Source organism: Thiomonas sp. (assembly GCF_034007205.1).
GTDB lineage: Bacteria > Pseudomonadota > Gammaproteobacteria > Burkholderiales > Burkholderiaceae_C > Thiomonas.
On the sequence record NZ_JAVERI010000006.1, the window covers coordinates 104571 to 117952 of the forward strand.

The 13382-nt window shown below is 66.8% G+C and carries 13 protein-coding genes; 6 read left to right on the plus strand and 7 right to left on the minus strand.

What is annotated here, in order from left to right:
* Positions 1-98: 98 nt before the first annotated feature.
* From RBR52_RS06785 to RBR52_RS06795, 3 genes are all read right to left on the minus strand, one after another.
* Positions 99-338: a hypothetical protein gene (locus RBR52_RS06785; RefSeq protein WP_320376442.1), complete on the minus strand. Its 240-nt coding sequence runs from the start codon at positions 336-338 to the stop codon at positions 99-101.
* 181 nt (positions 339-519) lie between these two features.
* A complete protein-coding gene (locus tag RBR52_RS06790; protein ID WP_320376443.1) occupies positions 520-1008 on the minus strand; it encodes a hypothetical protein in 489 nt (162 codons plus the stop codon).
* A 13-nt stretch (positions 1009-1021) separates the two neighbouring features.
* The gene (locus tag RBR52_RS06795) at positions 1022-2182 is read right to left on the minus strand and encodes a JmjC domain-containing protein (RefSeq protein WP_320376444.1); all 1161 of its coding nucleotides are present in this window, start codon (positions 2180-2182) and stop codon (positions 1022-1024) included.
* 64 nt (positions 2183-2246) lie between these two features.
* On the opposite strand from RBR52_RS06795, the gene RBR52_RS06800 reads away from it, so the two are divergent.
* On the plus strand, positions 2247-2753 hold the full coding sequence (locus tag RBR52_RS06800) for a peptidylprolyl isomerase (RefSeq protein ID WP_320376445.1): 507 nt from the start codon (positions 2247-2249) through the stop codon (positions 2751-2753).
* A 9-nt stretch (positions 2754-2762) separates the two neighbouring features.
* Here the strand turns inward: RBR52_RS06800 and RBR52_RS06805 are convergent, their stop codons facing one another.
* The 4 genes from RBR52_RS06805 to alaS are packed head-to-tail and all read right to left on the minus strand — an operon-like array spanning position 2763 to position 7859.
* The gene (locus RBR52_RS06805; protein ID WP_320376446.1) at positions 2763-3356 is read right to left on the minus strand and encodes a DUF2062 domain-containing protein; all 594 of its coding nucleotides are present in this window, start codon (positions 3354-3356) and stop codon (positions 2763-2765) included.
* Between the two features lie 27 nt (positions 3357-3383).
* Positions 3384-3839: a dUTP diphosphatase gene (gene dut / locus RBR52_RS06810; RefSeq protein ID WP_320376447.1), complete on the minus strand. Its 456-nt coding sequence runs from the start codon at positions 3837-3839 to the stop codon at positions 3384-3386.
* Positions 3840-3891: 52 nt separating this feature from the next.
* A complete protein-coding gene (gene coaBC / locus RBR52_RS06815) occupies positions 3892-5091 on the minus strand; it encodes a bifunctional phosphopantothenoylcysteine decarboxylase/phosphopantothenate--cysteine ligase CoaBC (protein ID WP_320376509.1) in 1200 nt (399 codons plus the stop codon).
* Positions 5092-5105: 14 nt separating this feature from the next.
* Positions 5106-7859 carry an alanine--tRNA ligase gene (gene alaS, locus RBR52_RS06820; RefSeq protein WP_320376448.1) on the minus strand — a complete coding sequence of 918 codons (2754 nt, stop codon included), beginning with the start codon at positions 7857-7859 and terminating at the stop codon, positions 5106-5108.
* A gap of 116 nt (positions 7860-7975) precedes the next feature.
* On the opposite strand from alaS, the gene RBR52_RS06825 reads away from it, so the two are divergent.
* From RBR52_RS06825 to RBR52_RS06845, 5 genes are all read left to right on the plus strand, one after another.
* Positions 7976-9469 (plus strand): NAD-dependent succinate-semialdehyde dehydrogenase, encoded by a 1494-nt coding sequence (locus tag RBR52_RS06825; RefSeq protein WP_320376449.1) that lies wholly within the window; start codon positions 7976-7978, stop codon positions 9467-9469.
* A 165-nt stretch (positions 9470-9634) separates the two neighbouring features.
* Positions 9635-10405 (plus strand): ABC transporter ATP-binding protein, encoded by a 771-nt coding sequence (locus RBR52_RS06830; protein WP_320376450.1) that lies wholly within the window; start codon positions 9635-9637, stop codon positions 10403-10405.
* A complete protein-coding gene (locus tag RBR52_RS06835) occupies positions 10402-11163 on the plus strand; it encodes an ABC transporter ATP-binding protein (protein ID WP_413818300.1) in 762 nt (253 codons plus the stop codon). Before RBR52_RS06830 ends, RBR52_RS06835 begins: the two co-directional genes overlap by 4 nt.
* A 64-nt stretch (positions 11164-11227) precedes the next feature.
* The gene (locus RBR52_RS06840) at positions 11228-12421 is read left to right on the plus strand and encodes an ABC transporter substrate-binding protein (protein WP_320376451.1); all 1194 of its coding nucleotides are present in this window, start codon (positions 11228-11230) and stop codon (positions 12419-12421) included.
* Positions 12422-12492: 71 nt separating this feature from the next.
* A complete protein-coding gene (locus tag RBR52_RS06845) occupies positions 12493-13380 on the plus strand; it encodes a branched-chain amino acid ABC transporter permease (RefSeq protein WP_320376452.1) in 888 nt (295 codons plus the stop codon).
* Positions 13381-13382: the final 2 nt, after the last annotated feature.

Sequence of the window (13382 nt, forward strand, 5' to 3'; positions counted from 1 at the left end):
GCCTCGACGCGGCTGTCATCACACGATGGCATCCGCCCGCGAAAATTCAGGGCACAAAAAAGCCGGCTCGCGCCGGCTTTTTTGTGCCTGCAAAGAAATTAATTGGCAGCGCTGGCGCCGGAGGCTGCCTCGGCCGGGGCCGAAGCAGCAGCGGGAGCCGAAGCAGGAGCTGAGGCGGCAGCCGGGGCCGATGCGGGGGCCGATGCGGGAGCCGAAGCAGCAGCAGGAGCCGAGGCGGCTGCAGGCTCGGAAGCAGCCGGGGCGGCTTCTTGTTTCTGGCCGCAAGCAGCCAGGGCGAGAGCGGCGAACATGGATGCCAGCAGAAGGGACTTTTTCATTACTTTCCTCTAAGCGTCAGTCAAAATGGGGTTGGCCCGAAAAAATTCTTTACCGTCCTGATTGAACCCAATCGCAACCAGAACCGGTTTGCATATCAAGTTCAGCGTATGAGTATAGCGAGCCTTCGGGTTATCCCCGTATTGCCGTTTCACGGTTCCAAATCACTGTGTTGTGAAATGATCACAATCCCAGGATCACCGCAGGACATGCTGGGGCGGCCTGCTCCCAGACCTCGTCGAAACGCATGCGCAAGGCGTGCAAACGCGAGGCCGTCTGCACAGCCTCCCCAGACATCCACGTCGCGGTGTAGGCATAGACGGCGACGTGAGGAGACCAGGCCATTTCGACCAGACCCCGAGCGCCCGAATCAGAAATTTGACGACAGCTCACCTGATGCGCAAAGTCGCGGCGGAACGCGGCGAATCGTGGAAAGCGCTCGCTCATCTGGCGCCAGTCCAGCGCCAGAAAGCGCATGGCGTCGGGGCGTCTTGTATCGCGCAGCGCCCATTGCTCCAGTTGCCGGATGAACGCGGCTTGATCGAGCGGCCAGGCGCGAAAGTCTGCGCTGAAGCAAGAAAGACATGTTCCTTGATCGCCCATCAGCGCAGCGAGCGCCGCATGAGCTTGTGTGCGCGTCTCGAAGGGCAGGTCCCGGCCGGGAGTTGTCATCTGGACGTCACATTCATTTGCTACCCGAATCGCCATCCTCCCCCGGCCGCAGCCAGCCCTGGGCGCACCAGTCGGCCAATACCGCCAGCTCCGCCTTGCTGGACGATTGCACCTGCTCGGCGCTCAGGTTTTGTTGGTCCGCCAGACGCCGCAGCACGGCAGAGGACGCCAAGGCCGCATCCACCGCCTCTCCATTGATGAATACCGCCTGCGCGGTATAGAGCATTTTGCTGCGCCGATCGAGCCGACAACCGCTCTGCCGACACGCGCGGCGCAAAGTCGCGGCGGGGATTGCGACGCCTTCAAACCAGACCTGTGGCTTGGGCGTGGTGAGGTAGACGCCAAGCACGTTCTCGAAAAATGCGGCATCGGGCTTGAGCCGGGAGAACGCCTCGCGGGCAAACCTCACCATGGCCTGGGGCAGCAACGCAGGAGCGGTTCCCGGCCTGAGTGGCGGATCGCGGTACATGGCTCCGCCTTGTTGCGCTTCGGCCAGTTGCCACAGCACTTCCTTGAGTAATTCGCCCTGCGGCGGGGCGCGAAAGCCAACCGAATACGTCATGCAATCGCCGCTGGCGGCGATGCCGTCGTGGCCCCAGCCGGGGGGCAGATAGAGCATGTCGCCCGGCTCCAGGATCAGGTCTTCCTCGGGCGTGAAATGCGCCAGCAGCTTGACGGGTTTACCGGGTTGCAGCGTGGCATCTTCCACCGGGCCGATGCGCCAGCGCCGCCGCCCGGCGGCTTGCAGCAAAAACACGTCGTAGGCGTCCTGGTGCGGGCCGACGCCGCCGCCCTCGCTCGCCCACGAAATCATCAGATCGTCGAGCCGCGCATCGGGAACGAAGCGAAACAGCCGCAGCAGATCGCTGGCGGCGTCCACATGCAGGTTCACCCCCTGGACGAGCAGCGTCCAGTTGCGCTGCTCCACCGCAGGGATCTGCTTGCGCGTGAAAGGCCCGTGATCGAGTTGCCAGCGGCGACCCTCGCGCTGCAGCAGGCGCGACTCGACATCGTCATGCCCGGCCAGGGCGAACAGTTGCGCCCGGGTCAGCAGGGGCTTGAAGCCCGCAAAGGCCTGGCGCAGCAGCAGCGGCTTGCGCTGCCAGAATTCGCGCAGAAAGCGGGCTTCGGTGTGGTCGCCCCAGTGAATTCTCACAGTTGACATCTTGTTCATGTTCCAATGCGGGCGAACTTTGGGTCGTTCCCGTTTCCCTACTCAAACTGCTGCGAGCATAACCATGAAAATCACCGAAGGCCTTGTCGCCACCCTGTCCTGGCGCATGACGGACTCGCAAGGCGAGTTGATCGACGAAAACATCGAGGGCGACGACTTCTATGTCGGCGGCGACGATCTGCTGCCGCGCATGGCCGAGCAGATGCTGGGCAAGGGCGTGGGCGACAAGGGCGACATCTACCTCCAGCCCGAAGACGCCTTCGGTGATTACGACGCCAATCTGCTGCTGGTCGAAGACCGCAAGCTGTTTCCCGCCGAACTCGAAGAAGGCATGATGTTCGAGCAATTGCCCGAAGGCTGCTCGTCTGGCGATGCCGATGCCTTCTACACCGTGACCGAGATTCGCGACGACAAGGTCTTGCTCGACGGCAATCATCCGCTGGCCGGGCTGGCGCTGCGCATCGAATACACCGTGCTCGATGTGCGCGCCGCCGATCCCGACGAGATCGAGGCCCGGAGCGCCCTGCTCGACTCCGCCGACGCGGGGCTGTTCATGCCCGGCGACAAATAGACCCCGTCGTCATTCGGTTCCTTCGGGGTTTCGTTGCTGCGCGTTCGCGGCTTCGCGCTGTTTGCGCGCCAGCTTGCGCGCGCGCCATTCCATGCGCAGGTGCAGGTTCCAGCCCAGCAGGGTGATGACATAGCCGGCAATGGCCAGAAGGAGCGCGAGCAGCGGCACGCCGACGAACAGCGGCGTGCCCAGATTCCACGCCCAATGCGCCAGCGCCATGGTCGAATCCCAGATGTGCAGCCAGTCGAAGCCGGGCGGCGCGGTGAGCGTTTGCCCGACCTGCCCGGGAATGACCAGCGCGCCGAGCTGATAGGCCAGCAGATACAGTGGCACGATGGTCAGCGGATTGCTGTAGAGCGTCATCACCAGGGAGATGGGAAAGTTGCATCGCACCACGATGGCCAGGATGCCCGCGGTGAGCATCTGGAACGGGCCGGGAATCAAACCGCCGATCATGCCCGCGGCCACCGCCAGCGCCACGCTGCGGCGGTTCAGGCTCCACAGCTCCGGCTGGGTGATGTACCTGGCGAACGGACGCAGCCACGGGCTGCTTTGCATCGCCTCGAACTTGCGCACCAGCCGTTTGGCCCATCGCCGCGCCATCTGACCGCCCCTGTGTATATCGTTCGATCAGTGCGCGCCGGTGGAGCCAAAGCCCCCTGCGCCGCGCACGGTGGCGTCGAAACGCTCCACCACTTCCCACTGCGCCTGCACCACCGGCACGATGACCATCTGTGCGATGCGCTCCATCGGCTGCACGGTGTAGGCCGTGCTGCCGCGGTTCCAGCAGCTCACCATCAGCGGCCCCTGGTAGTCGGAATCGATCAGCCCGACCAGATTGCCCAGCACCACGCCATGCTTGTGCCCCAGACCCGAGCGCGGCAGCAGCAGGGCGCAAAGATGAGGGTCGCCGATGTGCATGGCCAGCCCGGTGGGGATGAGCTCGGCCTGCCCCGGTTGCAGGGTCAGCGGCGCGCCGATGCAGGCGCGCAGGTCCATGCCCGCGCTGCCGGAGCTGGCATAGGCGGGAAGCTGCTCGCGCAGGCGGTCATCGAGAAGGCGGACGGCGATACGGGGTTGGGACAAGGCAAATCCTTGGTCGATATGAGGGTTGAAAGCGGGTTGCGTGCGCTGTGGCTTAGCGATCGGCACGGTCGAGCCGGGCGGCGATTTCCGCGACGAGCTGGCGCGCCAGCACGAGCTTGTCGCCGCTGCCCAGGGGGTGGTGGCCGGCGGCGTCGAACAGTTCCAGCCGATTGTCGTCGCGGCCGAAGGTGTCCGGCCCGAGGTTGCCCACCAGCAGCGGCACGTTCTTGCGCAGCCGCTTGGCTGCGGCGTGCTCGGCCAGGTTCTCGCTCTCGGCGGCAAAGCCCACGCAGAACGGCGGCTGCGGCAGAGCGGCCGCCGTGGCGAGGATGTCGGGGTTGGGCTGCAGGACGATGGTCGGTGCTTGCTGGCCTTCCTGCTTTTTCTGCTTCTGCGCGTGGACTTGCAGCGGTCTCCAGTCGGCCACGGCCGCGGTGGCGATGAACACCTGCGCGGCGCCGACCTGCGCCATCACCGCGTCGAACATCTCCTGCGCGCTGGTCACATCCACCCGCTGCACGCCATGCGGCGTGGGCAGCGCGGTCGGGCCGCTGACCAGTACCACGCGCGCCCCAGCCTCACGCGCGGCACGAGCCACGGCGTAGCCCATCTTGCCGCTGGAGCGGTTGGTGAGGCCGCGCACCGGGTCGATGGCTTCAAACGTCGGCCCGGCCGTGACCAGCACGGTGCGGCCTTCGAACAACTTGGGCTGAAACGCGGCCACGATGTCCTGCAGCAGATCCTCGGGTTCGACCATGCGGCCTTCGCCGATCTCGCCGCAGGCCTGCTCGCCCGCGGCCGGGCCGCTGATCAGCGCGCCGTCTTCGCGCAGCCGGGCGACGTTGCGCTGCGTCGCCGGATGGCCCCACATCTCGCGGTTCATCGCCGGGGCGAACAGCACGGGCTTGTTGGATGCCAGCAGCAGGGTGCAGAGCAGATCGTCGGCCAGGCCGTTCGCCGCTTGCGCCAGGACATGGGCCGTGGCCGGTGCGACGACCACCAGATCGGCGGCGCGCGTGAGCTCGATGTGCGCCATGCCGTTGCCCACGCGGGCATCCCACAGGTCGTCGAACACCGGGCGCCCCGAGAGCGCCTGGAAGGTGGCGGCGCCGACGAAGCGCGCGCCCGCTGCGGTCAGCACGACCTGCACCGTCGCGCCCTCCTTGACCAGCAGGCGCACGAGCTCGGCCGCCTTGTAGGCGGCGATGCCACCGGTCACGGCGAGGACGAGGTGTTTGCCCTGCAAATCCATGAGGGTCGCAGACATCAGGCGCCCAGACGCTTCTGGAGCAGGTCCTTGGCCTGGGCCAGCGCGGCGCCGATCTGCGCGGGCCGGGTGCCGCCGGCCATGGCGAAGTCGGGCCGACCGCCGCCCTTGCCGCCCACGGCCTGCGCCGCGGCGCTGACCAGTTCGCCCGCCTTGATCTGGTGGACGCGGTCGGCACTCACCCCGGCGGCAAGCTGCACCTTGTCGCCCTCGGCGCTGGCGAGCAGCACCACGCCGGTCCTGAGCTTGGACTTGATGCGGTCCACCGCTTCGCGCAGGCCCTTGGCGTCCAGGCCATCCAGTCGCGCCAGCAGCACCGGAGTGCCGCCGATGGTGACGGCCTGCGACACCAGGGCGTCACCCTGCGCGGCGGCCTGCTGCGCCTTGAGCTGGGCCAGGTCTTTTTCGAGCTGACGCTGCTGCTCCAGCAGTTGCTCGACCTTGACGACCGCTTCCTCCACCGGCACCTTGAGACTGCGCGCCAGGCGGTCGAGCAAGGCATTCTGCTTCTGCACCAAGGCCAGTGCGTTCAGCCCGGTGACGGCTTCCACGCGGCGGATGCCCGCGGCCACGCCGCCTTCGAACACGATCTTGAACAGCCCGATGTCGCCGGTGCGCGCCACATGGGTGCCGCCGCACAGCTCGCGCGAGGAGCCGATGTCGAGCACACGCACGGTGTCGCCGTACTTCTCGCCGAACAGCATCATCGCGCCCAGGCCCTTGGCCTCGTCGATGGGCAGCACGCGAGCAAGCGTAGCGACGTTGGCCAGGATCTCCTCGTTCACCAGGCGCTCGACGCGGGCGATCTCGTCATCGCTCATCGGTGCGTCATGGGCGAAGTCGAAGCGGGTCTTGTCGGCATCGACCAGCGAGCCCTTTTGCTGCACGTGATCGCCCAGCACCAGGCGCAGCGCCTTGTGCATCAGGTGGGTCACGCTGTGGTTGCGCATGATGGCAAGACGGCGCTCGCCGTCCACCTGCGCGGCGACGATCTCGCCCACTCTCAGGCTGCCCGATTCGAGCGTGCCATGGTGGCCGAACACCTCGGTCTGCACCTTCTGCGTATCGTGCACGACAAAGCGCAGATCGCACGAGTCGCCCTCGAACAACACGCCGCTGTCGCCCACCTGGCCGCCGGATTCGGCGTAAAAGGGCGTGCGGTCGAGCACGACCACGCCCTGGTCCCCCGCCTGCAAGGCAGGGACCGACGTGCCGTCCTTGTACAGCGCGACCACGCGCGCCTCCTTGACCAGCAGATGCTCGTAACCTTCGAAGCGGGTCTTGCCGCCGGCGTAGTCGAGCGCGGCCTGCATCTTGAACTTGCCCGCGGCGCGGGCCTGCTCGCGCTGGCGGGCCATCGCGGCGTCGAAAGCGGCTTCGTCGACCTTCATGCCATGCTCGCGGCACACGTCCTGCGTGAGGTCGAGCGGGAAACCGAAGGTGTCGTGCAGCTTGAACGCCAGTTCGCCCGCCAGCAGATTGCCGCCTGCGGCGCGCAGCGCGGCCAGCTCGGTGTCGAGCACGCCCATGCCGTGTTCGAGGGTCTCGAAAAAGCGGGCTTCTTCGGCCTGCAGCACCTCGGCGACGCGCGCCTTCGCCTCGGCCAGTTCGGGATAGGCCGCGCCCATCTGCGCCACCAGATCGGGCACCAGCCTGTAGAAAAACGGCTGGCGCACGCCGAGCTTGTAACCGTGGCGGATGGCGCGGCGCACGATGCGGCGCAGCACATAGCCGCGCCCCTCGTTGCCGGGAATGACGCCATCGACGATGAGAAAGGCGCAGGCGCGGATGTGGTCGGCGATGACCTTGAGCGAGGCGTGGCCGAGGTCGGCGCAGCCCGTCTCGCGCGCAGCGGCCTGGATGAGCGCCCGGAACAGGTCGATGTCGTAATTGCTGTGCACATGCTGCAGCACCGCGGCAATGCGCTCCAGGCCCATGCCGGTATCGACGCAGGGCTTGGGCAGGGGCTTCTGGCGGAAGATGGCCAGCCTGTAGCCCGCGCCCTCCTTGCTCACCAGGCCGATGCCACCTTCGGCCTCCACAATCTGTTTGCGCGCCTTGGCCTGGTCTGCGGTATCGAAGCGCTCCTCGCCCGCGACGTAGCGCTCGAACTGCATGAACACCAGGTTCCAGATTTCGATGTAGCGGTCGCCGTCTTCCTCGGGCGAACCGGGCGGGCCGCCCCAGACCTCGGGGCCGTGGTCGTAGAAGATCTCGCTGCACGGCCCGCAGGGGCCGGTGTCGGCCATCTGCCAGAAGTTGTCGGAGGCGTAGCGCGCGCCCTTGTTGTCGCCGATGCGGATGATGCGCTCCACCGGCACGCCGATCTCGTTCGCCCAGATGTCGTGCGCCTCGTCGTCTTCGGCATACACCGTCACCCACAGCTTCTCGGCCGGGAGCCGGTACACGCGGGTGAGCAGCTCCCAGGCATAGCGGATGGCCTCGCGCTTGAAATAGTCGCCGAAGCTGAAGTTGCCCAGCATCTCGAAAAAGGTGTGATGCCGCGCGGTGTAGCCGACGTTTTCCAGATCGTTGTGCTTGCCGCCGGCGCGCACGCAGCGCTGTGCCGTGGTGGCGCGCTTGTACGGGCGCACGTCCTGGCCGAGGAACACGTCCTTGAATTGCACCATGCCCGAATTGGTGAACAGCAGCGTGGGGTCGTTGCCCGGCACCAGCGAAGAGGACGGCACGCGGGCGGCGCCCTGCGATTCGAAATAGGCCAGAAATTTTTCGCGGATGTCGGAGACGTTCATGGAGGGAATCAGTGGCTGCGGCGCAAGCGCCGAACTGGCTCTGGCGCGCGGTTGTGCAAAGGACTAGATTTTAGGGCTTACCTTCCCATCCCGTTCACCCCCCACCGGAGCTGCCCATGAACCGGCCTGCCAATCCGCTTGCCCTGCTCAAAGACCCCTCGCTGTTCAAGACCCAGGCCTATATCGACGGCCAGTGGATCGACTGCCCCCGCCGCTTTGCCGTCACCGACCCGGCGACCAATGCCGAACTGGCGCAAGTGCCCGCGCTGGAGCCGATGCACGCCCAGCTCGCCATCGACGCCGCCGACGCGGCCTGGCCAGCCTGGCGCGCCCTGCCGGCCAAGCAGCGCGCCGCCATTCTGCGCAAGTGGTTCGACCTGCTGGTAGCCCACGCCGACGACCTGGCCCGCCTGATGACGGCCGAGCAGGGCAAGCCGCTGGCCGAGGCCAAGGGCGAAGTGCTCTACGGCGCCAGCTTCGTCGAATGGTTCGCCGAAGAAGCCAAGCGGGTTTACGGCGAAACCATCCCCAGCCCGGACGCCACCAAGCGCCTGCTCGTGCTCAAGCAGCCCGTGGGCGTGTGCGCCGCGATCACGCCGTGGAACTTCCCGCTGGCCATGATCACCCGCAAGGTCGCGCCCGCGCTGGCCGCCGGTTGCCCCGTGGTCATCAAACCCGCCGAGCAGACCCCGCTCACCGCCTTGGCCGCGGCCGAGCTGGCGCACCGTGCCGGCATTCCGCGCGGCGTGCTCAACGTGCTCACCGCCGACGGCGAAGGGTCGATCGCCATCGGCAAGCTGCTGTGCGCCTCGCCCGTGGTGCGGCATCTGTCGTTCACCGGCTCCACCGAGGTCGGCCGCATCCTCATGGCGCAGTCGGCGCCGACGATCAAAAAACTCTCGCTCGAACTCGGCGGCAACGCCCCGTTCATCGTGTTCGACGATGCCGATCTCGACGCGGCGGTCGAAGGCGCGATGGCGAGCAAATACCGCAACGCCGGGCAGACCTGCGTCTGCGCCAACCGGCTGTACGTCCAGGACGGCATCTACGACCGCTTCGTCGAGCGACTGGCGCAGGCGGTGGGCAGCCTGAGAGTCGGCAGCGGCTTCGACGAAGGCGTGAACCTCGGGCCGCTGATCGACGACCAGGCGCTGGCCAAGGTCGAGAAGCACATCAGCGACGCCATTGCCAAGGGGGCGCGCAGGGTCGTGGGCGGCAAGCGCGTGGAAACCGGCCCCGGAGCCGGGCGCTTCTACCAGGCCACCGTGCTGGCCGACGTGACCAGCGACATGCTCTGCGCCAGAGAGGAAACCTTCGGCCCGGTGGCGCCGGTGTTCCGGTTCAAGACCGAAGAAGAAGCCATCGCTGCGGCCAACGCCACCGAGTTCGGGCTGGCATCGTACTTCTACAGCCGCGACGTGGGCCGCATTTTCCGCGTCGCCGAGGCGCTGGAGTACGGCATGGTCGGCATCAACACCGGGCTGATGTCCAACGAGGTGGCGCCGTTCGGCGGGGTCAAGCAGTCGGGACTCGGACGCGAGGGATCGCACCACGGCATCGACGAATACGTCGAGATGAAATACCTCTGCCTGGGGGATCTGGACAAGTAGTAGCAAAGCGGCACCACCCGGCCCGAGCGCTCACGGGTGTACCCACCTCGCTGCTTGCAAGCCGCTCGGATTCGGCTGGCGATGGCTCCGGGTTTCCACTGACCGGAAACGCTTGAGCGCGGCAGCCTGTGTGCCGCAGAATGTGACTCGCTACCCAACGAGCCCATGCCGGAACCGACCATTCTTCGTGCCAAGCGTCTGAGCAAGCATTTTTCCGGCTTCGCCGCAGTGCAGGACGTCGATCTGGAAATTGCCGAGGGCTCGATCCATGCGCTGGTCGGCCCCAACGGCGCGGGCAAGACCACCTGCTTCAACCTGCTGAGCAAATTCCTCGTCCCGACCTCGGGAACGGTGCATTTCCAGAACCGCGACATCACCGCGCTGCAACCCGCCGAAATCGCCCGGCTCGGCATGGTGCGCTCGTTCCAGATCAGCGCCACGTTCGCCAAACTGTCCCTGCTCGACAACGTCCGCGTCGCGCTGCAGCGGCGCAGCGGCCTGGCGCACCAGTTCTGGATGTCGCGGCGCGCGCTCGACCGGCTGAACGACCAGGCGATGCAATACCTCGACCTGGTCGGTCTGGCCTCGCAGGCCGATCAGCCCGCGTCCAGCCTGCCCTACGGCCACAAGCGCGCGCTGGAACTGGCGACCACCCTGGCGATGGACCCGCGGCTGCTGCTGCTCGACGAGCCGACGCAGGGGCTGGGCCACGAGGACGTCGAGCAGGTGACCGAACTGATCCGCCGCGTCGCCCGCGGCCGCACCGTGCTGATGGTCGAACACAATATGTCGGTGATCGCGCGCATCTGCGACCGCGTCACGGTGATGCAGCGCGGGCAGGTGCTGGCCGAAGGCAGCTATGCCGAGGTGTCGACCCATCCCGACGTGATCGCCGCCTACATCGGCGAGCCCGAGGACGAGGAGATCGCGGCGTGAACGCGGCTGCGCTCGATCGGGCTGCGACCGGCGACGCCGCAGCCGCGCCTGCCGACGCCGCGCTGGCGATCGACGACCTGCACGCCTGGTACGGCGAGTCGCATGTGCTGCACGGCGTGAGCCTGCACGTGCGACCGGGCGAAACGGTGTGCCTGCTCGGCCGCAACGGCGCCGGACGGACCACCACCCTGCGGGCGGTCATGGGGCTGACCGGGCGGCGCAGCGGCAGCATCCGCGTCGCGGGCAAGGAGGTGATCGGCCTGCCGCGGCACCGCATCGCCGCACTGGGGGTGGGCTATTGCCCGGAGGAACGCGGTATTTTCGCCAGCCTCTCGACCCGCGAAAACCTGTTGCTGCCGCCGAAACTCGACACTGGGTTTTCCGGGCTCGACGAGGACGAAATCCACCGGCTGTTTCCCAATCTACGCGAACGCGCGCGCAGCCCGGGAAGCCGGCTGTCGGGCGGAGAGCAGCAGATGCTCGCACTCGCGCGCATCCTGCGCACCGGCGCGCGGCTGCTGCTGCTCGACGAAATCTCCGAGGGACTCGCCCCGGTGATCGTGCAGGCGCTGGGTCGAGCGATGCGCGAGTTGAGGAACAAGGGATATTCGATTCTGCTCGTCGAGCAGAACTTCCGCTTTTCGGCGCGTCTGGCCGACCGCTTCTACGTGATGGAGCGCGGCCGGATCGTGCTGGAACTCGAGCAGGCGCAACTGCAGCAGCATCGCGACGAACTGCAGGCCCTGCTCGGCGTCTAGGACAGGGTCCTGGCGCGGCAAAACCAACAAGTCGCACCCAACCCACAAGACCATGGAGACTCGAATGAAACTCAAACCCCTCGCCCTCGCTCTGACCCTCGCCATGGCCGCCGCCGGCAGCGCGCACGCCGCGGCACCGGTGAAAATCGGATTCATCACCGATCTGTCCGGCGTGTACTCCGCGGTCGACGGCCCCGGCGGCGTCGCCGCGGTCAAGATGGCGATCCACGATTTCGGCGGCAGCGTGCTCGGCCGCAAGATCGAACTGCTCAGCTTCGACCACCAGAACAAGGCCGACCTCGCCGCAGGCAAGGCCAAGGAATACCTGTCGCAGGACGGGGTCGACATGCTGCTGGGCGGAACCAACAGCGCGACCGCGCTGGCGATGGAGCCGGTCGCCGCGCAGTACAAAAAGCCGTTTTTTGTCGTCGGCGCCGGCGCCTCGTCGATCGTCGGCAAGCAGTGCACGCCGTACACCGTGATGTACGCCTACAACACCACCGCGCTGGCGCGAGGCACCGCGAGCGCAGTGATCAAGCACGATGGCAAAAGCTGGTACTTCCTGACCGCCGACTACGCCTTCGGCAAGTCGCTGCAGGACGAGGCGGAGAAGGTGGTCAAGGCCGACGGCGGCACCGTCGTCGGCCGCGTGCTGGCGCCGCTGGGCGCGTCGGACTTCTCGTCGTACCTGCTGCAGGCGCAGGCGTCGAAGGCGCAGGTGCTCGGTCTGGCCAACGCCGGCGGCGATGCGGACAACTCGATCAAGCAGGCGCACCAGTTCGGCGTGACCAAGACGATGAAGCTCGCCGGACTGCTGCTGTTCATCACCGACATCCACAGCGTCGGCCTGCCCGCGGCGCAGGGGCTGTACCTGACCACGCCGTGGTACTGGAACCAGGACGCGCAGTCGCGCGCCTGGGCCGAGCGCTACTTCAAGGAAATGCACGCCATGCCGACCTTCCTGCAGGCGGGCGACTATTCCGCGGTGATGACCTACCTCAAGGCGGTCAAGGCCGCGGGAACGACCGACGGCACCAAGGTGATGGCCGAGATGCGCAAGATGAAGGTCAACGACATGTTCATGCACGGCGGTTACATGCGCCCGAGCGGACTGATGATTCACGACATGTACCTCGAACAGGTCAAGACCCCGGCGGAGGCGAAGCAGCCCTGGGACTACTACCAGCGGGTCGAAACCATCCCCGGCAACGACGCCTTCGGTCCGGCAGCGGCCTACGGCTGTCCGCTCGACAAGTGAGGCAGCGCCGCCCCTGCGCCCGGCCGCGTCCAGCCGGGCGCTGCGATACGACCCGACTTTCGAGGTGACGCTTGACTGAACTCTTCGGCTTTCCGCTTCCTCTGCTGCTCGGCCAGATCACCCTCGGGCTGGTCAACGGCGCGTTCTACGCCATGCTGTCGCTCGGGCTGGCGGTGATTTTCGGGCTGATGGACGTGGTCAACTTCGCCCACGGCGCGTTTTTCATGATGGGGGCGATGTTCGCCTGGATCGGCGCGCAGTATTTCCACATCGGCTTCTGGCCGATGCTGCTGATCGCGCCGCTGCTGGTCGGCGCGATCGGGGTTGCGATCGAGCGCACGATGCTGCGGCGGCTGCGCGGCATCGACCCGATCTACGGATTGCTGCTCACCTTCGGCCTGACGCTGCTGATCGAGGGAATCTTCCGGTCGTTTTTCGGCGTCGCCGGCGCGCCGTACAGCCCGCCGCAGGCGCTCGCGGGAACGCTCGACCTCGGCTTCATGTATCTGCCGGTGTACTACGCATTCGCCGTCGCGGCCAGCCTGGCGGCGTGCCTGGGCACCTGGCTGCTGATCGAGCGCACCCGGCTCGGCGCCTATTTGCGCGCCGGCACCGAGAATCCGGCTCTGGTCCAGGCGTTCGGCATCGACTTCCCGCTGCTGGTGATGTTCACCTTCGGCTTCGGATCGGCGCTCGCCGGCCTCGCCGGGGTGCTGGCCGCGCCGGTGATCCAGGTTTCGCCGCTGATGGGGTCGAACCTGATCATCGTGGTGTTCGCCATCGTGGTGATCGGCGGCATGGGGTCGGTGATGGGAGCGATCGTCGCCGGGCTGGTGCTGGGTATGGTCGAGGGGCTGGCCAAGGTGGTGTATTCGCCGATCTCGACCACGGTGGTTTTCATCCTGATGGCGGTGGTGCTGACGGTGCGGCCTGCCGGTCTGTTCGGCCGGGAGAAATGACC